Consider the following 20,993-nt stretch of genomic DNA (forward strand, 5'->3'; position numbering starts at 1 on the left):
GGAATCCTCGTCCATAGCGGCGATATCGGTTGCTCCGGACATTCGTTAGCGCATCCCTGACATAGTTACGGTACGAATGGTCGGATGACCGACCCTTATCCGCACTATTGCGGAAAACCGTGCAAGTTCTTTGTCGTAGTGAACATCTTCGACCGGGTGCTTGGCGAGACCCCGGGCCGGCTCGGGAGGATCGCTCGGTTCTCCGACTTCCCGGCGGCCGATCCCGCCGCCGTTACCGGTGGTGGCCTGCGCCGCCCGCCACCGCCGGCCGTGGCACAGTGTTCGCGTGGGGGTGGCGGTGTCGGGACCGCTGGAGGTCACGGCGGACGGCGCGGTGATCGAGGTCGGCGGCGCCAGGCTGCGCGCGCTGCTGGGCCGGTTGGCGGTGGCCGCGGGTCGGGTCGTGACCATCGAGGAACTGGCCGACGCGCTGTGGCCGGAGGACCGGCCGGCCGACGAGGTCGCCGCGGTGCGGTCGCCGGTGTCGTTCGCGGTCGGTCACGTCGCCGGGCTGGACGAGATCCGGCCGGCCGTCGTGGAGGACGGCGCCGCGGCAGACCTGGCGTGCGGCCGGGCCGAGCACCCGGTCGCCGAGCTCACCGACCTCGCCACACGCCACCCGCTGCGCGAACGGCTCCAGGCGCTGCTGCTGCGCGCCCTCGTCGCGTCGGGTCGCGCGGCCGAGGCGCTGGCCTGCTTCGAGGAGATCCGCCGCCGGTTCGCCGCCGAACTGCGCGCCGACCCGGTCGGCCTCGCGGACCTGCCCCGGGCCGGAGACCTGCGCGCACCGCTGACCAGCCTGGTCGGCCGGTCCGCCGACGTGGACCGAATCGTCGGGCAGCTCGCCGAGCACCGGCTCGTCACCCCGGGCGGCCCGGGCGGCGCGGGCACGACCCGGCTGGCCACCACGGTCGCGGCGCGCCTGCCCGGCGGCGCGTGGCTGGTCGAGCTCGCGTCGGTGACCGACCCGGACGACGTCGCGCCGGCCGTGCTCGGCGCGCTCGGTCGACCGCCTCCCTGGCGGTGGCCGACCCGATGACCCGGCTGGTGGACGTGCTGCTCCCGCAGCGAGGCAGCCGCGAACCGCTCGGCGTGTACGGGGAGGTGGTCAGCCCGGCGCCACCGCTGGACGGTGACGCGGCCGTGCGGCTGCTCGCCGAACGCGCGGTGGCCGTGCGGCCCGGGTTCGCCGTGACGCCGGAGAACGCCGAGGTGGTCGCCGAGGTCTGCCGCCGGCCATCGAGCCGGCCGCGGGCCGGCTGCGGTCGTTGTCCGTAGAGCAGTTGGCGGCCCGCCTGGACGACCCGTTCCGGCTGCTCACCGGCGGCAGCCGCACCGCGCTGCCCCGGCACCGGGCGTTGCGCGCGGTGGTGGCCTGGAGCTGGGACCTGCTGTCGCCCCCCGGAACGGGACCTCGCCGAGCGGCTGGCCGTGTTCCCGGCGGGCTTCGACCTGCTCGCCGCCCTGGTCGACAAGTCGCTGGTGCAGGCCGTGGCCGGATCCCGGTACCGGATGGGGGAGACGATCCGCGAGTACTGCCTGGACCGGCCGGCTGAGGGCGGCCGGGTCGCCGCCGCGCGCGCATCCGGGCGACGTGGCGCGGGCCCGCGCGGAGTGCCTGGCGCTGACCGAGCCGACGCCGCGGCCGCGGGCGGCGCGCGGTGTCGCGTTCGCCCGACTCGTGCCGGGCGACCTGGCCCGGTACGGAGGCGACCCGGTCGAGGCGGAACGGCAGTACGAGGCGGCTCGTGCGGCGCTCGAGCACCAGCCGCTGGTGGTGCCCAGTTCCACGCGCGGATCGTGACGTCGCACGCACACCTCGCCGTGGAGCGCGGTGACGCAGAAGGGGCCCAGGCGGCGATCGGCACGGCGTTCGAGCACGCCATGTCGGCCAAGGACATGCCGGTGCCGGCCCACGTCGCGGTCGCCGTGCGCGCCCGGTTCGGCAACCCGACCGACGCCGCCAAGGCGCTGGGCGCGGGTGAGCAGTTGCGCGGTGCGCCGGACCCGCGCAACCCCGGGGTGGTCCGCCTCGCCGACCGCCTGCGCGCCGACGTGGGCGACGCCGCGTACGACCCGGCCTGCGCCACCGACGTGGCGCTGGACCGCGCCGACGCCATTGCCCTGGTCCGGTCCTGCGCCTAGGACCGCCCGACCCCTGCGCGTGCCACCCTGTTGACGCAACTTTTCGGTTGCCATAGTGTAGCAACCAATCAGTTGCTACTTGATGGAGGACGGCATGGGTTTCCCGGATCGGATCGAGCGGGTCGTGGAGATCGCCCAACCGCCGGACGCGGTGTGGGCGGCGATCACCACCGCCGAGGGCCTGGCCGCGTGGTTCGGCCACGAGGCCACGATCGACCTGCGGCCGGGTGGGACCGCGCGGATGAGCTGGAACGACGGGCCGACGGTCGAGATGCGGGTCGAGCGGGTGGAGGAGCCGACCGTGTTCGGCTTCACCTGGCCGGTGTTCGGGATGCCCGAGGACGACCCGCGGCGCACGTACGTCGAGTTCACCCTGGAACCGGTCGGCTCCGGCACCCGGCTGACCGTGGCCGAGACCGGGTTCGCCCAACTGCCCGAGGACACCCACCGCAAGGCCTACGACGCCCACAGCGAGGGCTGGACGAGCGAGCTGGGTGAGCTGGTCGACCACGTCCATGGCACCTGACGCCGAGACCGTCGCCGAACAGGTCTTCACCGCCCTGGCCGACCCGAGCCGGCGCGCCATCCTGGCCGCGCTGGCGTCCGGGGGGCCGGCCACGGCCACGGACCTGGCCGATCGCCTGCCCATCACCCGGCAGGCGATCGCCAAGCACCTCGCCCTCCTGGCCGACGTCGGCCTGGTGACGGCGGAACCGGGGGAGCGGCGCCGGGTGCGGTACCGGCTGCGGTCCGCGCCGATGCAGGTCGCGCAGCGGTTCCTGGCCGCGCTCGCCCGCGACTGGGACGGACCCCTCGGCGCGTTGAAAGACCACCTTGACCGCGGTGGCGCGGCCGGCACCGACGAAACGTGAGGACACCATGACCGAGCAGGGGTTCACCACCGCGTTCACCGTGGACGAGTCGCCGCAGGAGGTCTTCGACGCCATCGTGGACGTCCGGGGCCGGCGGTAGGAGGTCGGCCTCCGCCAACCGCGCCGGGTCGGCGGGCCGCACCAGCGCGGTCCGCCGGCCGACGATCCGCTTGAGCGACGCCGGCGTGCCGTGCGCGATCACCCGACCGCGGTCGATGACCGGGATCTCGTCGGCCAACGCGTCCGCCTCCTCCGGGTACTGCGTGGTCAGCAGCACGGTCGCGCCTTCGGCCACGAGCGCGCGCACCACGTTCCAGATGTCGTCCGGCCTGGCCGGGGCCAGCCTGGTGGTCGGCTCGTCCAGGTGGATCACGTCGAGCCCGCCGACGGCGACCCGCCCGGCGTCCGGCCGGAGCAGCGTGGCCAGGACGCGCACCGCGGTCGTGCTGCCGTACCGCTTGACCAGCCCTTCCGCCTCGAAGGCGTACTCCACGTCCTTCCCCTTCCACGCTGTTCGGGGTGAACAGTCCGGGATGGACATGTCAACGGGCGTGCAGACACGTGTCAGCGCGCATGTCATCGCGTGTGTCAAGACCCGTCCCGATGACATGTCGGGCGTTCACGGACGTTCGCACGCGTTCCGGGCCGTTCCGGGTCGATCCGCATGCACCGACCGGACCGCCCAGCGTTCCGCTTCCCGAAGCGGAACGCGCGCGTTCGGTTCTACGCAAGGCTTCCCTGAGTCATCCTGGGCCCCCGGAGAACCCCGGTCAGCGGTACCCCGTTCCGGGGACGGACCTTGTCCGACGCGTCCACCCGCTGTTGACCTTTCCGGGTTCGACCTTCACCGCAGGAGGAATTCTCGATGACCGTTGCCCACGACGATCCCCACGTCGCGCGGCTGTTCGACCACATGGCACGGCTCGTCTGCGACGGTGTCGGCGACCCCCTCGACCTCCACGAGCAGTTGGTCGAGCTCGCCGTGGCGAACTCGCCGGACGTCGCCCGCTACTGGAAGCAGGTCGGGGTCGGCGTCGGCATCCCCGACACCGCCTACAAAGACGGGGGTCCGCACCTGTTTCCGGACGCGCCGGTGGCGCGAGTGTTCCGCACCAGCGGAACGACGGGGAGCGTCCGGGGCACGGTCCGCTACTCCGAGCGCGGGCTGGAGCTGAAGCGCCTGGCCATCGAGGCCAACGCCAAGCGGCACCTGCGGCCCGACGACGGCGTGCGGCCGGTGGTGCTGCCGTTCGCGCCGACGGAGGAGGCCGCGCCGGAGATGGCGATCGCGTTCGACATGGCCCGGGTCGCCGAGTCGTGCGGCGACCCGGGGCTCAGCACGGCCGTCGTCGGGGCCGACGGGGTGGACTTCGACCTGCTCGGGCGGCGCCTGGACGCCGCCGTGGCCGATGGGCTGCCGGTGGTGCTGGTCGGCGCGACCTTCGCGTTCGTCAACATCTGCGACGCGCTGGAGGAGCGGGGGAAGAGCTGGGAGCTGCCGCCCGGTTCGCGGATGTACGACGGCGGCGGGTTCAAGGGCCGCTCGCGGATCATGCGCGTGGACGACCTGCGCGCCGCCGTGCGCCGGGTCTTCGGCATCGAGCACCACGGCAACATCTTCGGCATGACCGAGCTGGCCAACATGCTCTACGACGCCTCGGACACCCCGGTCGGGCCGCTCGGCGAACGCCCCAAGGGCAGCCACCCGGCAGGTGGGCCGAAGGTCCGCGACCCGCGCACCCGCGAGCACCTCGCCGAGGGCCGAGGCCTGCTGGAGGTCACCGACCTGTCCCTGCTGGACCGGCCGCACGTGCTGCTCACCGGTGACCTCGGCATCGCCGGGCCGGAAGGCGTGACGATCGCGGGCCGGATCGCGGGCAGCTCGAGCCGCGGCTGCTCGCTGACCCTGGACGAGATGACGGGAGGCGCGGCGTGACGGTGTCCTGGATGCCCGACTGGCAGACGGCCGACGGCGTGCCGTTCACCCTCGCCTCCGGTGTGCACGAGTGGCGCGGGGTGCGGCCGACGGACTGGGCCGCGGTCGGCGACGGCCTGCGCGCCGCGCACGAGGAGCTGCGCCGGCTGCCGGTGCGGCGGATCGTGGAGGCGATCGACGCGGTCGTGGACCTGTGGGCCAAGCGGGACTTCACCGCCCGTCGGGCCGCGGTGCGCGACGCGGCGCTGGTCACCGGCATGTCGGAGGAGACGATCGACCGCGCGCTGGACGCCGAGCTGGGCAACCTGCGCGCCGAGTCGCTGCTGGCCGCGTTGACCCGCGAGCTGGGTGACCCGGAGGTGCTCGACGGGTTCCGCGGCGGCACCACGGCGGTCGGGCCGCGCACCGTGCTGGCGGTGTTCTCCGGCAACGTCCCCGGCCTCCCGGCCCGGTCGCTGGTGCGCGCGCTGCTGGTGAAGGCGTCCGTGATCGCCAAGATCCCGGCCAAGGAGCCGCACTTCACCGCCGCGTTCCTGCGCACCCTGCACGACGTGGAGCCGCGGCTGGCCGACGCCGTCGTGGCCACCTACTGGGACCGCGACGACGACGAGGTGCTGGACGCCGCGCTGGGCCAGGCCGACGCCGTGATCGCGTACGGCGGCGACGAGGCGTGCGCGGCGATCCGGGCCAGGGTGCGGTCGCACCAGCTGTACGAGGAGCACGGGCACAAGCTGTCGTTCGGCATCGTCAGCGCCGAGTACGCGGCCCTGCACGGCCCCGCCGAGGTGGCCCGGCAGATCGCCGCGGACTGCAGCGAGTTCGACCAGCACGCCTGCCTGTCGCCGCAGGTCTACCTGGTGCAGGAGGAGCACGCCCGCGCGATCGCCGAGCACCTGGCCACCGCGATGCGGCGCGAGGCGCGGGACAGCCCGCCCGGGGCGATCGACGCGCAGGACGCCACCGTGCTCCAACACCGCCGGCTCGTGGCCGAGTGGCGTGCGGCTACGTCGGACGCCAGTGAGGTCTGGGCGCCCGACGGTCTGGAGTGGACGGTCGTGCTGGACGACGCGCTCATGCCGCTCAGCGGCGCGGGCAACCGGGTCGCCCGGATCGTGGCCGTGCCGGACGTGGACGCCGCGGTCGACGCGATGCGGCCGTTCGCGAAGCACCTGCAGAACGTCGGCCTCGGCGCGGTCGGCGAGCAGTTCCGGCGCACCGCGCGGGAACTGGCCGTGCTCGGCGCGAGCCGGGTGTCCGCGCCCGGCTCGATGACCAAGCCGTCCATGGTGTGGCGGCACGACGGGCAGCCGCGCATCGCCGGCCTGGTGCGCTGGTGCGACGTCGAGCTCCACCCGGAGCTCGACAGACCTTAGCCCCGCCCGGGGTGACGAGTCCGCCGTGCCCCGCCCGCGGGCGGGGCACGGCCATCCTCTGGGGAGGATCAGCAATGACCGTGACGGTGAGCGGCGCGCCCGGCGCGCTCGGCGAGAGAGACCTCCGCCGGTTGGCGGAGACCGTGGCCTTCGTGCGGGACCGGGGTACCGGGGACGCGCTGGCCGCGGTGGTGGGCGGTGAGCCACCCGCGTGCCTGGTGCGCCACCTGGAGTTCGGGCACGCGGCGGTGTTCGTGGCGGCGGCACCGCCGTCCGGTCTGATCGGGGTGCTGGCCGGGCTGGGGGTGGACGCGCGGGAACCGGGTCCGGGCCGGGTGGTGCGCGGCCGTGCCGGGCAGGAGCTCGACGTGCGGGTCGTGCGTGGCGCGGTCGGGTCACGCGAGGTGCGGCTGCTCGTGCCGCAGGAGGGGATGTCCGAGGCCGAACGGGAGGCCGAGTCGCACGTCGCGTTCCGCCTCGGGGACGACGACGCTGTGGTATTGCGCGGGGTGTGCGCGACTTTGCGGGAGTCGGGCCTCACGCCCGACGGCGGCGGCTACGACGGGCAGGACACCACGCTGTACTTCCGGGGCACGACCCGCCTCGCGGTGCAGGCGCCCGGCCACCACGCCGACGCGCTGGAGCACCACGTCGGACGGCCCGACCAGCCGCGGCGCTCGATGCTCGACCTGATGACCGGCGCGTGGCGCACCCGGGCCGTGGCGGCGGCGGCCGAGCTGGGGATCGCCGACCTGCTCGCCGACGGCCCCCTCGACACCGCCGACCTGGCCGCCCGCACCGGCTCGCACCCGGACAAGCTGCGCCGGGTGCTCGCCTACCTGGCCGGGCTGGGCGTGCTGGCCCGTGACGGCGAGCGGTGGTCGTTGACTGAGGTCGGCGCGCTGCTGCGGGGTGACGTGGCGGGGTCGCAGCGGGACCTCGCGCGGATCTACGGCGGCCTGTTCTACCGGTCGTTCAGCGGCTTGGAGCACGCCGTGCGCACCGGGGAGAGCGGGTTCCGCCACGTCTACGGCGCGCAACCGTTCGAGCACTTCGCCGCGAACCCGGCCGACGCGCGGCTGTTCGAGGGCGCGATGGCGGCGGGCACGGCGTTCCTCGGGCTGGTGCCCGGGCTGCTGGACCTGCCCGACACCGGCACGGTGGTCGACGTCGGCGGCGGCGACGGGCGGCTGCTCGACCTCGTGCTGGCCGCCGGGCCCGGCCTGCGGGGCGTGCTGTTCGACCGGCCGCACGTGATCGGCGCGGCGGCCGAGGTGCTGGCGCGGCACGGTGCGCGGGCGTCGGTGGTGGCGGGCGACTTCTTCCGCGACCCGGTGCCCGCGGGCGCGGACCTCTACCTGCTGTCGCGGATCATGCACGACTGGGACGACGAGCGCTGCTCGACGATCCTGCGCAACGTGCGTGCGGCGATGGCCGAGGGCGCGACGCTGGCCGTGGTGGAACGCCCGATCCAGGACGACCCGCGCACGTTGCTGCCGCTGGCGTTCAACGTCCACATGATGGTCAACACCGTCCAGGGCGGCGAGCGGACGACCGAGGAGCACCGGAACCTCCTGGCGGCCAACGGGTTCGAGCTGGCGGACATCCGCGAGCTGCCGCTGGACATGGCGGTGCTGGTGGCGCGCGCGACGGTGTGAGCGCGCTCTCACCGGTCCGGATGGTGGAAATCGGCTTCCTCGTCGCTCGTTCGGGCGACGAGGATCGCCCACGTGCCCGTCCTGAGCGAAACGCCCGCCCCACCGCGATCCCCCTCGTTCGTCCCGCTGGTGTCGATGAGCTTGCTCACCGGTGTCGGCTACGCGTTGGCGGGCCCGTTCCTCTCGCTGTTCCTGATCAAGGAAGTCCAGGCCGGACCCGTCGCCGTCGGCGCGTTCCTCCTGATCAGCGCGTTGGCGTCGATGGTGGTGAGCACGCTGGTCGGGCGGTTGTCCGACGCGCGGGCGATCCGCCGCACGCTGCTCGTGGTGGCCGGAGTGTCCGGCGCGGTGGGCTGGGTGCTGTTCTCCGCGCTGCGGAACTACTGGCTGCTGCTGGTGGTCGCGGTCACGTTCTGGGCGGTGTCGTCCTCGCAGATCCCGCAGATGTACGCGTACGCGCGGCAGTTGCTGGAGCGCAGCGGCTCGGCGAAGGCGCCGCTCGCGATGAGCGGCCTGCGGATGACGATGTCGATCGCCTGGGTGGGAGGTCCGCCGCTGGGCGCGCTGCTCATCGGGGGCGGCGGGTTCACCTGGCTGTTCGGCGTGAGCGCGGCCATCTACGTGCTGGCCGTCGTGGTGGCGCTGACGTGGTTGCCGGAACCGGGTCCGGCCGCACCGCCGACGCGCGAGGTGGCGCGGCGGTCGGGGTTGCGGCGGGAGGTGGTGCTCGCGGCGTTGGCGTTCGTGCTGCTGCAGGGCGCGACGACGGTCGGCGTGACGGCGATGCCGTTGTTCGTGACCGAGAGCCTGGGTGGCACGACGCGGGACGCGGGCCTGGTGCTGGGGCTGTGCGCGGCGCTGGAGATCCCGCTGATGCTGGGCTTCGGCGCGTTGGCGATGCGGGTCGACCACCGGGCGCTCGTGCTGTCGGGCGGCGCGGTCGCGCTGGTCTACTACACGATCATGCTGTTCACCCAGGCGACCTGGCAGGTGATGGCGGCGCAGGTGTTGCACGCCGTGGTCATCTCGGCCGTGATGGGTGTCGGCATCTCCTACTTCCAGGACCTCGCGCCCGACCGGCCCGGGTACGCCAGCACGCTGTTCACCAACACCTACAAGACCAGCGCGATGCTCACCGGGCCGTTGGTCGGCCTCGCGCAGCACTTCGGCTTCCGGACCGCGTACGGCATGGGGTTGGCCATGTCGGCGCTGGGCGTGGCGCTGCTGTTCGCGGCGCGCCGCGAGGACGCGATACTGGCGGCATGATCGACGAGCTGCTGCGGCGGCAGGGGGAGTTGCAGGCGGGCGCGGACGCCGTGGTGGCGGACCTGGGGCTGGACGCGGCGTTGGCCGAGTTGGGCGATCCGGTGCGCACGGGCAGTTCGGCGCTGGGCCTGATGGTGGTGCCGGACATCGACATCACGGTGGTGTGCCCGGTGCTCGACGTGGACGCCGTGGTGGCGCTCGCGGGTCGGCTCGCCCGGCACGAGCGGGTGCGCGTGGTGCAGTTCCGCAAGGACTCCGGCCGGTGGAACACCGAGCCGGACGCGTACCCGGACGGGCTGTACCTGGGCGTGAAGTACCGGGACGGGCACGGCGGGGAACCGGAGTGGAACGCCGACATCTGGTTCGTCGACGAGCCGGACCGCCAACCCGACCTCGGGCACGTGCGCGCGCTGCCGGCCCGGATCACGCCGGAGGCGCGGGCGGCGATCCTGTTGATCAAGCACTCGCGGCCGGACTACCGCGGTGTCGATGTCTACCGGGCGGTGCTGGAGGACAACGTTCGGACACCCGGGTTCTCCGCCCGGTGGCGGGCTACGCACGGTCAGTGAACCGACCGTTTGGTTTGCGCTCTTCGAGCGGATCTCCGCGAAATTCGGGTCTCGGCGCCCGTGGCGTTGCTAAACCTTCCTCAGGGGGAGGAGGTTGACGTGCCCAAGGGTTTCTACACCGACGACCGCGGCCGAGTGCGGGTGCGGCTGGTCGCCGGCGGTGGCAGGCGCAGCAGGTCGGCGCTGTTGGCGGGGCTGATCGCGCTCAGCGCGGTCGGCTACGGGGGAGCGGTCGGCCTCAGCACGGGTGGCGCGGCCGGTGGCGGCGGTCCGGGGCCCAGTGTCGAGGACCGCCGGGACGCGGGCGGTGAGCTGGCCCGACGGGGTGACGCGGACGGCGCGTGGCGGCGGATGGGGTTGCGCGGGCTGAAGCGCACGGAGAAGCAGCGGACCGAGTGCGTGGACGCGGCGTTCGGCGGCGTGCGGGAGTTCCTGCGGCGGCACGCGTGCACGTCGATGGACCGGGTGTTGTTCACCGTCGGCGACGACGCGGGGAACTCGGCGGTGATCGCGGTGGCCTGGGTCGGGTTCGACTCGCGTGGCGACGCGCAGGCGTTCCAGGACCTCGTGGACGCGCCCGGCACCGGTGACGTGAAGGCGCTCGGCACGGCGCACCTCGGGTTGCCGGACGTCGCGTTCACCGGCGCGAACTACGGCTCGGACCGGGACCGGACCACGGTCGCCGTCGCCGAGGCGGAGGTCGCCACCGGGTACGTCACGCCGGAGGTGCTGGACGCGTTGGCGGAGGTGGCGGCCCAACTGCCCCGATGACCACCGGGTCGCCGAACGACGCGCGCCGGGCTGCCCGGCGCAGCGTGCGCAGCAGCACCGGGCCGGTCGCGAGCACCAGGATCGTGGTGGTCACGGCCCGGCCGATGTCCCAGCCGAGGGACGTGGCCAGGCTGAACGCCACCACGCGCACCAGGTTGTCCAGGATCGGCGCGCCGGGCTGGAACGACAGCGAGGTGCTGCCCGCGCTCAACGCGAACGGCCAGAACGACAGGTTCAGCAGCAGCCCGTAGACCACGGACGCGACGGCGCTGTACGCGGCGAGCAGGGCGAGTTCGGCTTTGCCGCGCCAGGACGGCAACAGCCCCGCGCCCAGCGCCACCCAGGCCGCGCCGAGCATCTGGTACGGCAACCACGGTCCGACACCGCCGGTGAGCAGGGCGGACGCGAACAGCATCGTGTTGCCGAGCACGAACCCGAAGCCGGGCCCGAACACCCGGCCGCCGAGGACGAGCAGGAAGAACACCGTCTCGATGCCCGCGGTACCCGCGCCGAGGGGCCGGATCGCCGCGCCCAGGGCCGAGAGCACGCCCAACATCGCCACGGCCTTGGCGTCGAGCCCGCCTTCGCTGAGCTCGGCCAGCACCACGGCCAGCACCAGCGGCAGGACCAGCGCGAACGTCCACGGCCCGGTCGCGCCCTGCGCTATCGGGGCGTCCGCGGACACCAGCAACGGCCAGGTGAAGGCCACGACACTGATCGCCGCCGCCACGGCCAGGGCCAGCGAGGCGCGGGGCTTCACGCGGATGGGGGAGTGCGCGGTCATCGGGCCGCCAGGGCCGCGCTCACGTCCGCCACCGTGAGCCAGGGCTCCGGCGCGAGCACCTTCGCCACCTGAGGGGAGAAGACCGGTGACGCGGTGACCACCTCGGCGGTCAGGCCGTCGGCCACGACCTCACCGTCCGCCAGCACCACGACGCGGGTCGCGTACTCGGCGACGAACTCCACGTCGTGCGTCGCCAGCACGACCGCGTGGCCGTCGTCGGTGAGGTCCCGCAACGCCGCCGCCAACCGCGTCTTGGCCGGGTAGTCCAACCCCCGCGTGGGCTCGTCCAGCAACACCGCCCGCGGCGACGGGGTGAGCGACACGGCCAGCACCAGGGCGAGCCGCTGCCCCTCCGACAGGTCACGCGGGTGCCGCTCGTCCGGGATGCCCGGCGCGAGCCGGTCCAGGAACCCGCGGCACGTCCCCGCCGGCTTGCCCGACTCGCGGTCCGCCTGCGCGCACTCGCCGCCGACCGTGTGCAGGTAGAGCAGGTCACCGGGCTGCTGCGGCACGAGACCGACCGCCTCGCGCCGCGGCCCCGGCTTGAGCGCCGCCGGGTCCACGCCGTCCACCGCGACCACGCCGCCGGACCGCTTGCCCGTGCCCTGCACCGCCCACAGCAGGCTCGACTTGCCCGACCCGTTGCGCCCCATCACGGCCACCCGCTCGCCCGCGCCCACGCTCAACGACACACCGCGCACCGCGTCCACCGCGGAGTAGCGCACGCGGACGTCGCGCACCCGCACCAACTCCGTCACCGGCGCCGGAGAGGTGACCGGCGGCGACGCGAGGCGGTCGCGCAGCGGACCGGCCAGCCGGCGCGCGTCCCGGATGGACACCGGCACCGGCTCCCACCCCGCCACCTGGCCCAACCGCACCACGGGCGGCGCGACCGGCGCGTCCGCCAGCACCGGTCCCGGCTCGCCCGCGACCGGCGGCACCCCGCCGCCGGGCAGCCACACCACGCGGTCCGCGTACTGCGCGACCCGTTCCAGCCGGTGCTCGGCGATCACCACCGTCATGCCCAGGTCGTGCACCAACCGGTGCAGCGCGGCGAGCACGTCCTCCGCCGCGCCGGGGTCCAGCGCCGACGTCGGCTCGTCCAGCACCAGCACGCGCGGGTGCGCGGTGAGGGCCGCGCCGACCGCCACGCGCTGCTGCTGCCCGCCGGACAACGTCGCCAGCGGCCGGTGCCGCAGCTCGGCCAGGCCGAGCAGGTCCAGCGTCTCCTCGACCCGCTTGCGCATCACCGGGCCCGTCAGCGCCAGCGACTCCATCGAGTACGCCAGCTCCTCCTCGACCGAGTCCGTGACGAACCCGGCCTGCGGGTCCTGCCCCACCACGCCCACGACGTCGGCCAGCTCGCGCGGCGGGTGCGTGCGGGTGTCACGCCCGGCGACCAGCACCCGTCCGGTGAGCGTGCCGCCGGTGAAGTGCGGCACCAGGCCGTTGATCGCCCGCAGCAACGTCGACTTGCCCGACCCGGTCCGCCCGACCACCAGGCACAGCTCGCCCTCGGGCACGTGCAGGTCCACCCCGGCCACCGCGGGTGCGTCCGCGTCCCGGTAGGTGACGGAGACGTTCTCGAACCGGATCACGGGTTCACCCCGTTCCTGGCGATGACGACGGGCGCGAGCGCGCACAGCAGGCCGACGGCGGGTAGCAACGGCAGTTCGGGCACGGTCAGCGGGACGGTGGCCGGGGTCAACGCCGAGCCGCCGAGGCCGTCCGGCGCGAGGACCGTCGCGAGCGCCGCGACCACCCCGGACGCGACGATCAGCAGCTCCCGCGGCCCCCACCGGTCGGGCCGGTACCGGCTGCGCCGCACCCGGCGCGACCCGCTCCACAGTCCCGCGACGGCCAGCACCGCGCCCACCACGAGCATCGGCGTGGCGGGCGCGCCGCCGCCGAGCAGCCCGTACGCGCCGACGCACAGCCCCAGCAACCCGCCGAGCACGAGCGCGCCGGTCACCACCCTGGCCCGCTTCGGCAGCCCGGCCGTCCGGCCGTACCCGCGCGAGTCCATCGCCGCGGCCAGCACCAGCGACCGCTCGAACGCGTCCTCCAGCACCGGCACCATCAGCACCCGCACCGCCTTCACCCCCCGTACCACGTCACCCCGCAACGCCCGCGCGCGCCGCACCGATCGCGCGCTGGCCACGAGCTGCGGCGCGACCGTCAACGCCACCACCACCGCCACGCTCACCTCGTACAACGCGGCCGGCAGCGACCGCAGCAGGCGCTTGGCGTTGGCCAGCGCGTTCGCCGCGCCCACGCAGCACAGCAACGTCGCCAGCTGGAGCCCCTGGTACAGCGCGAAAGCGAGTCCTTCGGCGCTGACCGGCCCGCCGAGGCGGATGCCCTTGGCCCACTCGGGCAACGGGATCTCCGGCAACGTCACCAGCACCGTCGGGCCGCCCACCCCGCCGAGCAGCACGTGCAGCACCACCCGGATCGCCAGCACCACCAACGCGAACTTGAGGAACACCCCGTACGCGCCGGCCCACGGCGTGTCCTCGCGGCACGACACGGCCACGTACCCGGCGACGACGACCACCAGTGCCAGCAGCACCGGGTTGGTGGTGCGGCCGGCGATGACGGCCAGGCCCAACGCCCACAGCCACCACGCGCCGGGGTGCGACCTCACTCCGTCGCCCTCGCGCGCCGCCGCGCGGTCCACAGGCCCAGGCCCGCCAGCGCGGCGATCACCACGATCCCGACGACCAGGCCGACCGTGCCACCGGACGACGACGTGCCCGCCGTCGGCTCCACGGCCACCGAACTCGTCGGTGCCGCGGAACCCGAGGTTCCGCGGCCGGCCGTGGTCGCCGATGACCGCGGCTCGGTCGTCGTCCCGCTCGTGGTCGACGCCGGCGTCCCGGACGGTCGGGAGGTCGGCTGCGTCGGGTCACCCGGCGCGGGTGGTGCCGGGTGACCCGACGCGGGCCGGGTCGGTGCCGGTTGGCCTCGCGCCGGTTGTCCGGGCGCCGGTTGCCCTGGTGCCGGTTGTCCGGGCGCGGGCGGCTGCGGCGCGGGCCGGGTCGGCTGCGGCGCGGGGGCGGGCGGCGCGATGCCGGGCTGTTCCCCCGCCCCGAACGACCAGCCCTCCACGCTGCCCGGCGCGGGGTCGTACGCGCTCGCGCTGGTGCTGCTGTAGACCCACGACCCGCCGGGTCGGCCGTGCCAGTACCCCCAGTACGCCGTGGTCGGGGACGTGGTGACGCACGGGTCGCTGCTCGGCTCGCCGTTGATCCGGCACACGAACCCGGGCTGCCGGGACGCGAACGTGTAGCCGAACCCGGCGGCGGTCAGCGCGGCCGTCCCCGACGCCGGATCGCCCGGGGCGCACCCGGTCCGCACGCCGCCGCCCAACGAGCGGAAGTCCACGACCACCGTCACGCCGCCGCAGTCCGCGGCCCGCGCGGTCGGCGGCGCGCACATCGACGCGAGCCCCGCGACCGCGCACGCCGCCAGGACCCGCCGCACCCGGCCCGTCACGACGCGACGGGCCGGGCGGCGCCGCGAACCCGTGCCGTCACTTCCGCGCCTCCGCGACCCGCCGGCGCGCCAGCACGACCGCGAGCACGCCACCGACCAGCAGCAACGCGCCGACCCACAGCATCGGACCGACCTGGGCGCCGGTGCGGGCGAGCGGGTCGCGCCGGCTCGTCACGGCCACCACCGCCGCTGCCGTCGTGGTGCTGGTCGCGGTGGTGTCGGACGTGGCCGTCGCGGCGGTGGTGGTGGTCGTCGTCGTCGTCGTGTCCGAAGTGGACGACGTCGGCGACGTGCTGGTGACCGGGCAGTCCAGCACCGGCGCGCCGGAGCGGCCACCGTCCGCGGTCAGGTCCACGAAGTTCACCCCGACCAGGCCCAGCACGCCCTGCGCGCTCGCCCGCAGCGACGTGGCCTGCGTGAACCCGGTCCGGTCGAACGCGATCGCGCCGCGAGCGGCCTCCGGGGCCGAGCAGTCGACCTGCAACGACCGCAGGAACGCGGTGGCCTCGTCGGCGTCGGCCGTCCGACCGCCCGCGCGCAACGCCTGTGCCGCGAGACCGGTGCTGTTGGCGTTGCCCTCGCCGGTCGCCTTCTCGTCGAGGAAACCGCCGCTCGCCTGCTGGACGCCGTGCAGCCAGTCGAGCGCCTTGCCCGCCGGGTCCGTCCGGTCCGCCGCCAGCAACGCCTGCACGACCATCGCGGTGGCGTCCACGTGCGACACGCACGGCGTCGCCTCCAGGATCAGCGGGAACCCGCCGTCCCCGCACTGCGTGCCGGCCAGGTAGTCCACCGCGGCCTTCGGCGCGCCCCGCCACCGGTCCAGCGCGAGGACCGCGAACGCCTGCGTGAAGCCGTTGGAGTAGTCGCCGTACTGCGACTTGTCCTGGAACCGTCCGTTCGGCGCCTGCAAGGCGGTGAGCCCGGCGATCAGGTCGACGCCGCCGAACGCCGTCGGGTCCTGGCCGCGCACCTGCGCGGCCAGCGCCAGCTTCGCGTGCGCGCCCGCGAAGGACTGGGCGGGGTCGCCGTAGCTGAGGTAGTCGGCGAGGACCTCCGGCTCGGCGAGCCAGGCGGCGGCCCGGTCGGAGCTGTCGGACGCGACGCCCGCCGCCGTGAACGCGAACAGCGCGTCCAGCGTGAGGCCGTGGTCGGGGTAGGCGACGCCGTCGAGGACGGTCTCGAAGTGGTCGCCGTCGACGAGCTGCCGGGCCAGCCAGCCCGCGGCCGCGTCGCCCACGTCGGTCGTCGGCCCCGCGGGCACCCGGCTCTGGGCGGCGGGGGCCGACACGAGGGCGGCGACCGCCGCGGCGGCGAGGACAGCGGCGGTCCGTCTCAACGACATGGTCGACCTTTCCGGGGCGCGAGGCGCGGGCGGACCCCGGACAGCCGTGAACGACTTCCCCCGGGCTCCGACCCGTTGACCTCGACGGTGTCGGGAGCGTGGCACGCGCGACGGGTGTTCGGGCTCGTCCCGGCCGGGACCTACCGTTGCGGGTCAGCGCCGGATTTCGACCGGCTTCCCCCGTTTCACGCGCGATTGCCGATCGTCTGTCACCGACCCCGGCGTGTCAATCCGCCTCTGGCGCGATGCTGCTCACCCCTACGTACGGTTACCGTCGGGCGATTCGATCTGGGGAAGAGGGGTGTTCGATGACGACTCTGGCGTCCGTGCGCGACGGCTTGGTGGCGTGGGTCGCACGGCGTTCGGCGACGCGGTGGGTGTTGGGCAAGATCGGTTCGCGGGCGTTCGCGCTGCTCCCGGACCGTGCGCTGGTTCCGCTGAAGCGGGACGGGGTGGTGCCGGTCGCCGAGCTGGAGCGGATGCGGGAGGCCGGCGCGGTGCACCGGATCCCGGTGCCGTTCGGCTTGCGCGTGTGGTTGGTCACCGGTCAGGACGAAGCGAAGAAGGTGCTTTCCGACACAGGCGCGTTCAGTAACGACTACGCGCGGCTGGGCGCGGCGGTCGGTCGGCTGGAGCAGTCGCCCGGTGGCCTCGGCTTCGCCGACCCGCCCGACCACACCCGGCTGCGCAAGCTGCTCACGCCCGAGTTCACCATGCGCCGGCTGTCGCGGCTCGTGCCGCGCATCGACGCGATCGTCACCGAACGGCTCGACGCCATGCAGGCCGCGGACGGGCCGGTCGACCTGGTCCAGGAGTTCGCGCTGCCCATCCCGTCGCTGACGATCTGCGAGCTGCTCGGCGTGCCCTATGAGGACCGTGACCGGTTCCAGGAGCTCGCGGCGGCGCGGTTCGACCTGTTCGGCGGCGCCGGTCAGGCGTTGGGCGCGATCTCGGAGTCGCTGTCCTACATGGAGGAGATCGTGCGCCGTGAGCGCCGGTCGCCGGGTGACGGGCTGATCGGCTCGATCATCCGCCAGCACGGCGACGACGTGAGCGACGTGGAGCTGGCCGGGTTGGCCGACGGCGTGCTGACCGGCGGGTTCGACACGACGGCGTCGATGCTCGCGCTGGGCGCGATCGTGCTGCTGAAGGACGACGCCGCGCGGGCGGCGATGCGTGACGACGACGCGGCCGCCGCGCCGTTGGTGGAAGAGCTGCTGCGGCACCTGAGCGTGGTGCAGGTGGCGTTCCCCCGGTTCGCCCGGCACGCGTTGCGGGTGGGTGAGCAGCAGATCGAGGAAGGCGACGTGGTGGTGGTGTCGCTGTCGGCGGCCAACCGCGAGGAGGCGTCCGACTTCGACGCGGGCCGTGCGGCGTCGTCGCACCTGGCGTTCGGCCACGGCGCGCACCGGTGCGTCGGCGCGGAGCTGGCCCGGATGGAGCTGCGGGCCGCGTACCCGGCGTTGCTGCGCCGGTTCCCGAACCTCCGGCTCGCCGACGCGCGGCCGGCGTTCCGGACCGCGTCCATCGTGCACGGGGTCGACTCGCTGTTGGTCCACACGCGCTGAGCGTTGAACTCAGGGGTCCTGGACGTAGGACTCACGGGACCTGGATGTAGGACTCTCGCGGGGGTGCTGCATCCAGGTCGGGATCTTGAAGTGCTGCTTAACGCGTCGTCATGGGGTTTCACTTTTCTTGAAGTCGGTCATGGGGGACGGTGGTCCCGTGATCGGACGCGGCGTGATGCGGATGGGTGCGCTGGCCCTGCTGTGGGGCTCGGTGTTCCTGTGGATCGAGCTGGCCCTCACCGGACTGTCGCCGACGTCGATCACGGTGGGCCGCTGCGCCCTCGGTGCGGTGACGCTGCTGGTGATGGCGCGGGTGAACGGCCAGCGGCTGCCGCGCCGGCTGTGGGGGCGGCTCGTGGTCGCCGCGTTCTTCTGCAACGCCCTGCCGTTCCTGCTGTTCGCCGTCGGTCAGCAGACCGTCGACTCCGGTGTGGCCGGTGTGCTCAACGCGACCACCCCGCTGTTCTCCCTGATCATCGGGTTCGCCCTGGGCACGGACGGTCCCGTCACGCCGGTTCGGGTGCTCGGCCTGCTCGTCGGGTTCGCCGGCGTGACGCTGATCTTCGCCCCGTGGGAGGAGGCGGGCCTGCTGAGCCTGAGCGCGCTCGCGCTGCTCGGCGCGGCGGCCAGTTACGCGGTCGCGTTCGCCTACATGGGGCGCAAGCTCGTCGGCCACGGCGGTCCGGTCGCGGTGTCCGCGGCGCAGCTCCTCGCCGCCACCGCGCTGAGCACCCTCATGATCCCGCTCGACCGCACACCGGCCACGCCCGACGTCACGGCCGTCGTGGCCGTCGTGGTGCTCGGCGTCTTCGGCACCGGCTTCACCTTCATCCTGAACTACCGGATCATCGAGGACGAGGGCCCGACCAGCGCCGCCACGGTCGGCTACCTGCTGCCGGTCGTCTCGGTCGGGTTGGGCGCGCTGGTCCTCGGCGAGCCGCTGACGCCCCGGGTCGTCGCGGGCATGGCCGTAGTCCTGGCCGGTGTCGCGCTGACCCGGCTGGCCCTGGCCCGGTCGGCGGCGGACAAGCGCCCGGCCGAGCGACCTGGGCATTACCAGTTGTCCGTTATGTCCACCGAGGGTAACGGGCCGGGCGGCCGTTCGGCCGACCACCGTTGACCATGGCATAACCGCTGGTCAGGCTGCTGGTCTGGACCTCGTGCGAGTGACCGTCCGCCCCGTCAACCCTGCGTCGGGGCGCGCTCGCCCGGGTTCCGCCGAAGGAGCCAACCCGTGCGTCCTGCGTACCGAGCACTCGCCGTCCTGGCCGCCGCGACCACCGCCGTCGGCCTCACCACCACCGCCGCCTCGGCCGAACCCCCGCACCAGGCCGACGTGATCACCGCGACGGCCTCCGCGACCGTCCACCCGATCAAGGACTCCTACATCGTCTCGCTCAACGCCACCGCCCGCGGCGGTGCGAGCGTGGCCGCCACGGCGGGCGTCACGCCGACCCACGTCTGGGACAAGGCGCTGCACGGCTTCGCCGCCAAGCTGACCCCGGCCCAGGTGCGCAAGCTCAGCCGCGACCCGGCGGTCGCCACCATCGAGCAGGACGTGCTGGTCACCGACGCGCTCGACGCCACCCAGGCCAACCCGCCGTCCTGGGGCGTCGACCGGGTCGACCAGCGCGCGCTGCCGCTGTCGAAGAGCTTCACCTACAACTACACCGGCGCGGGCGTGCACGCCTACATCATCGACACCGGCATCACGCCGGGCCACGCCGACTACGGCGGCCGGGCCACGTTCGACTACAACGGCATCGACACCAACAACACCGATTGCCACGGCCACGGCACGCACGTCGCCGGCACGATCGGCTCGAACACCTACGGCGTCGCCAAGGGCGTGCGGCTGCACGGCGTGAAGATGATGAACTGCTCCGGCAGCGCCACCACCTCGTCGGCGCTCAACGCGATCAACTGGGTCACCGCCAACCACACCAAGCCGGCCGTGGCCAACACGTCGTGGAACTTCACCGCGTCGGCCAGCCTGGAGACCGCGATCCGCACCATGATCGCGGCGGGCGTCTTCCTGGCCACCTCGGCGGGCAACACGGGCGGCAACTCGTGCGACCGCCTGCCGCGCAAGGTGGAGACGGCCAGTGTGGTGGCCTCCTCGACCAACACCGACGCCAGGTCGTCGTTCTCCAGCACGGGGGCGTGCGTCGACCTCTACGCGCCCGGCAGCTCGATCATCTCGACCCTGCCCACCGGCGGCTCGGGCGCGAAGAGCGGCACGTCCATGGCGACGCCGCATGTGGCGGGCGTGGCCGCGCTCTACAAGCAGCGGTTCGGCGACCAGTCGTCGGCCACCGTGCACAACTGGCTGAACTCCTCGGCCACGCCGGGCGTGGTCGGCGGCGGCGCCACCGGCGGCACGGCCAACCGCCTGCTGTTCACCAACGGCCTGTGAACCTCCCCGGCGCGCGGGCGTCGACGCCCTCACCCCGCGCGCCGGGGAACCTCTCCGGTGACCGGTGTGCCGGCCCTGACCCATCAGGCGTGACTGGGCGGCCCGGGCGAGCGACCTCGTCGGTACCCCCGGTCGTCTCGTGGAAGTGATGGGTGATGGGTGATGGGTGATGGAACGCTGCACCTCGGCTGGTCGTGGGCGCGCTCCTCACGGTCACGGCGGTGTCCCGCAGACCGCGGGCGCAGCCCGGACCACCCGCGGGTCCGGCGGCGCGGCCCACGTCCGACCCGGTGCCCGAGCAGGCCGTCCCGTGACGCCGACCTGCCGAATCCCCGTCGACTCGTCCCGAGCCGGCGCTGCCGGTGGTGCGCGACGGCCACGTCGCCTACGGGGCGCCCGCGCCGGTGCGCGTCGACGACCTGCAACGCGTCCCGGTCCCGGTGAGCGGGGAGACCGTGCCGCCCGGCTTCACCTCGGGCCTGCCCGGCACCGGCGGTGTCACCACGGACCGGCGAAGGTCGGCGACCGGCTCACGGCCGGCCCGACCGGGCCCGACTTCGCCATCGAGCGCGCCGGCGACGAGGTCGACCGGAGCCTCCTCCACCGGACCGACGACCACTCGGTGGAGGTCGAGGTCACCCTCATCCACAGCCTCGGCGCCCGGGTCGAGGACTGCGGCGCACTCACCGGGTCGAGCACCCCCGTGCTCGCCGCGGCTGCCTGGAAACCCGTGACGTCACCGCGCAAGCGCGGGAAGAACACCCCACCACCGGCACCACGACAGGGATCGACCGC

Annotated in this window: 21 protein-coding genes and 1 riboswitch; of the genes, 15 read left to right on the plus strand and 6 right to left on the minus strand. The window is 74.0% G+C overall.

Annotated features, from left to right (window positions below):
• Positions 1–286 precede the first annotated feature (286 nt).
• The 9 genes from FHX81_RS01060 to FHX81_RS01100 all read left to right on the plus strand — a co-directional run bounded on the left by FHX81_RS01060 (position 287) and on the right by FHX81_RS01100 (position 7,984).
• Positions 287–1,039, plus strand: a complete 753-nt coding sequence (locus FHX81_RS01060) for an AfsR/SARP family transcriptional regulator (protein WP_170231876.1) — start codon at positions 287–289, stop codon at positions 1,037–1,039.
• Positions 1,036–1,278 (plus strand): hypothetical protein, encoded by a 243-nt coding sequence (locus tag FHX81_RS01065; protein WP_141974780.1) that lies wholly within the window; start codon positions 1,036–1,038, stop codon positions 1,276–1,278. Before FHX81_RS01060 ends, FHX81_RS01065 begins: the two co-directional genes overlap by 4 nt.
• 316 nt (positions 1,279–1,594) lie before the next feature.
• The gene (locus tag FHX81_RS40195; RefSeq protein ID WP_170231877.1) at positions 1,595–1,804 is read left to right on the plus strand and encodes a hypothetical protein; all 210 of its coding nucleotides are present in this window, start codon (positions 1,595–1,597) and stop codon (positions 1,802–1,804) included.
• Positions 1,801–2,145, plus strand: a complete 345-nt coding sequence (locus tag FHX81_RS40200) for a hypothetical protein (RefSeq protein ID WP_170231878.1) — start codon at positions 1,801–1,803, stop codon at positions 2,143–2,145. Before FHX81_RS40195 ends, FHX81_RS40200 begins: the two co-directional genes overlap by 4 nt.
• Before the next feature lie 94 nt (positions 2,146–2,239).
• Positions 2,240–2,671: an SRPBCC domain-containing protein gene (locus tag FHX81_RS01075; RefSeq protein ID WP_141974781.1), complete on the plus strand. Its 432-nt coding sequence runs from the start codon at positions 2,240–2,242 to the stop codon at positions 2,669–2,671.
• Entirely contained in the window at positions 2,661–3,017 is a 357-nt protein-coding gene (locus FHX81_RS01080; RefSeq protein ID WP_141974782.1) for an ArsR/SmtB family transcription factor, read from the plus strand. Before FHX81_RS01075 ends, FHX81_RS01080 begins: the two co-directional genes overlap by 11 nt.
• Positions 3,018–3,882: 865 nt before the next feature.
• A complete protein-coding gene (locus FHX81_RS01090) occupies positions 3,883–4,953 on the plus strand; it encodes an acyl-CoA reductase (protein WP_141974783.1) in 1,071 nt (356 codons plus the stop codon).
• Entirely contained in the window at positions 4,950–6,326 is a 1,377-nt protein-coding gene (locus tag FHX81_RS01095; protein WP_141974784.1) for an acyl-CoA reductase, read from the plus strand. Before FHX81_RS01090 ends, FHX81_RS01095 begins: the two co-directional genes overlap by 4 nt.
• A 74-nt stretch (positions 6,327–6,400) precedes the next feature.
• Positions 6,401–7,984 (plus strand): methyltransferase, encoded by a 1,584-nt coding sequence (locus FHX81_RS01100; RefSeq protein ID WP_141974785.1) that lies wholly within the window; start codon positions 6,401–6,403, stop codon positions 7,982–7,984.
• Between the two features lie 8 nt (positions 7,985–7,992).
• Here FHX81_RS01100 and FHX81_RS40205 read toward each other — a convergent pair whose 3' ends face one another.
• Positions 7,993–8,133 carry a hypothetical protein gene (locus FHX81_RS40205; RefSeq protein ID WP_170231879.1) on the minus strand — a complete coding sequence of 47 codons (141 nt, stop codon included), beginning with the start codon at positions 8,131–8,133 and terminating at the stop codon, positions 7,993–7,995.
• On the opposite strand from FHX81_RS40205, the gene FHX81_RS01105 reads away from it, so the two are divergent.
• The 3 genes from FHX81_RS01105 (at position 8,120) to FHX81_RS01115 (ending at position 10,590) form a co-directional block, all read left to right on the plus strand.
• On the plus strand, positions 8,120–9,250 hold the full coding sequence (locus FHX81_RS01105) for a sugar efflux transporter (protein WP_141974786.1): 1,131 nt from the start codon (positions 8,120–8,122) through the stop codon (positions 9,248–9,250). The genes FHX81_RS40205 and FHX81_RS01105 overlap by 14 nt on opposite strands.
• Positions 9,247–9,819, plus strand: a complete 573-nt coding sequence (locus FHX81_RS01110) for a hypothetical protein (protein ID WP_141974787.1) — start codon at positions 9,247–9,249, stop codon at positions 9,817–9,819. Before FHX81_RS01105 ends, FHX81_RS01110 begins: the two co-directional genes overlap by 4 nt.
• Before the next feature lie 99 nt (positions 9,820–9,918).
• The gene (locus tag FHX81_RS01115) at positions 9,919–10,590 is read left to right on the plus strand and encodes a hypothetical protein (protein ID WP_141974788.1); all 672 of its coding nucleotides are present in this window, start codon (positions 9,919–9,921) and stop codon (positions 10,588–10,590) included.
• Here FHX81_RS01115 and FHX81_RS01120 read toward each other — a convergent pair.
• The 5 genes from FHX81_RS01120 to FHX81_RS01140 are packed head-to-tail and all read right to left on the minus strand — an operon-like array spanning position 10,535 to position 16,214.
• Positions 10,535–11,374, minus strand: coding sequence for an ECF transporter S component (locus FHX81_RS01120; protein ID WP_141974789.1), 840 nt, complete (start codon positions 11,372–11,374; stop codon positions 10,535–10,537). The genes FHX81_RS01115 and FHX81_RS01120 overlap by 56 nt on opposite strands.
• Positions 11,371–12,972 carry an ABC transporter ATP-binding protein gene (locus FHX81_RS01125; protein ID WP_141974790.1) on the minus strand — a complete coding sequence of 534 codons (1,602 nt, stop codon included), beginning with the start codon at positions 12,970–12,972 and terminating at the stop codon, positions 11,371–11,373. The genes FHX81_RS01120 and FHX81_RS01125 overlap by 4 nt, the downstream gene beginning before the upstream one ends.
• Complete coding sequence (locus FHX81_RS01130; protein ID WP_141974791.1) at positions 12,969–14,021, minus strand: CbiQ family ECF transporter T component; 1,053 nt, start codon at positions 14,019–14,021, stop codon at positions 12,969–12,971. The genes FHX81_RS01125 and FHX81_RS01130 overlap by 4 nt, the downstream gene beginning before the upstream one ends.
• Positions 14,018–14,872, minus strand: a complete 855-nt coding sequence (locus FHX81_RS01135) for a hypothetical protein (RefSeq protein ID WP_141974792.1) — start codon at positions 14,870–14,872, stop codon at positions 14,018–14,020. The genes FHX81_RS01130 and FHX81_RS01135 overlap by 4 nt, the downstream gene beginning before the upstream one ends.
• A gap of 37 nt (positions 14,873–14,909) precedes the next feature.
• Positions 14,910–16,214, minus strand: coding sequence for a prenyltransferase/squalene oxidase repeat-containing protein (locus FHX81_RS01140; protein WP_141974793.1), 1,305 nt, complete (start codon positions 16,212–16,214; stop codon positions 14,910–14,912).
• A 92-nt stretch (positions 16,215–16,306) separates the two neighbouring features.
• A riboswitch (cobalamin riboswitch) is annotated at positions 16,307–16,446 on the minus strand.
• 76 nt (positions 16,447–16,522) lie between these two features.
• On the opposite strand from FHX81_RS01140, the gene FHX81_RS01145 reads away from it, so the two are divergent.
• The 3 genes from FHX81_RS01145 to FHX81_RS01155 all read left to right on the plus strand — a co-directional run bounded on the left by FHX81_RS01145 (position 16,523) and on the right by FHX81_RS01155 (position 20,198).
• Positions 16,523–17,782, plus strand: coding sequence for a cytochrome P450 (locus tag FHX81_RS01145; protein WP_141974794.1), 1,260 nt, complete (start codon positions 16,523–16,525; stop codon positions 17,780–17,782).
• Positions 17,783–17,963: 181 nt separating this feature from the next.
• Positions 17,964–18,902, plus strand: a complete 939-nt coding sequence (locus FHX81_RS01150; RefSeq protein WP_141983649.1) for a DMT family transporter — start codon at positions 17,964–17,966, stop codon at positions 18,900–18,902.
• A gap of 114 nt (positions 18,903–19,016) precedes the next feature.
• Complete coding sequence (locus tag FHX81_RS01155; RefSeq protein ID WP_141974795.1) at positions 19,017–20,198, plus strand: S8 family peptidase; 1,182 nt, start codon at positions 19,017–19,019, stop codon at positions 20,196–20,198.
• The last annotated feature ends 795 nt before the right edge of the window (positions 20,199–20,993 follow it).

The sequence above is a fragment of the Saccharothrix saharensis genome (assembly GCF_006716745.1).
In the GTDB taxonomy this organism is placed as follows: Bacteria; Actinomycetota; Actinomycetes; order Mycobacteriales; family Pseudonocardiaceae; genus Actinosynnema; species Actinosynnema saharense.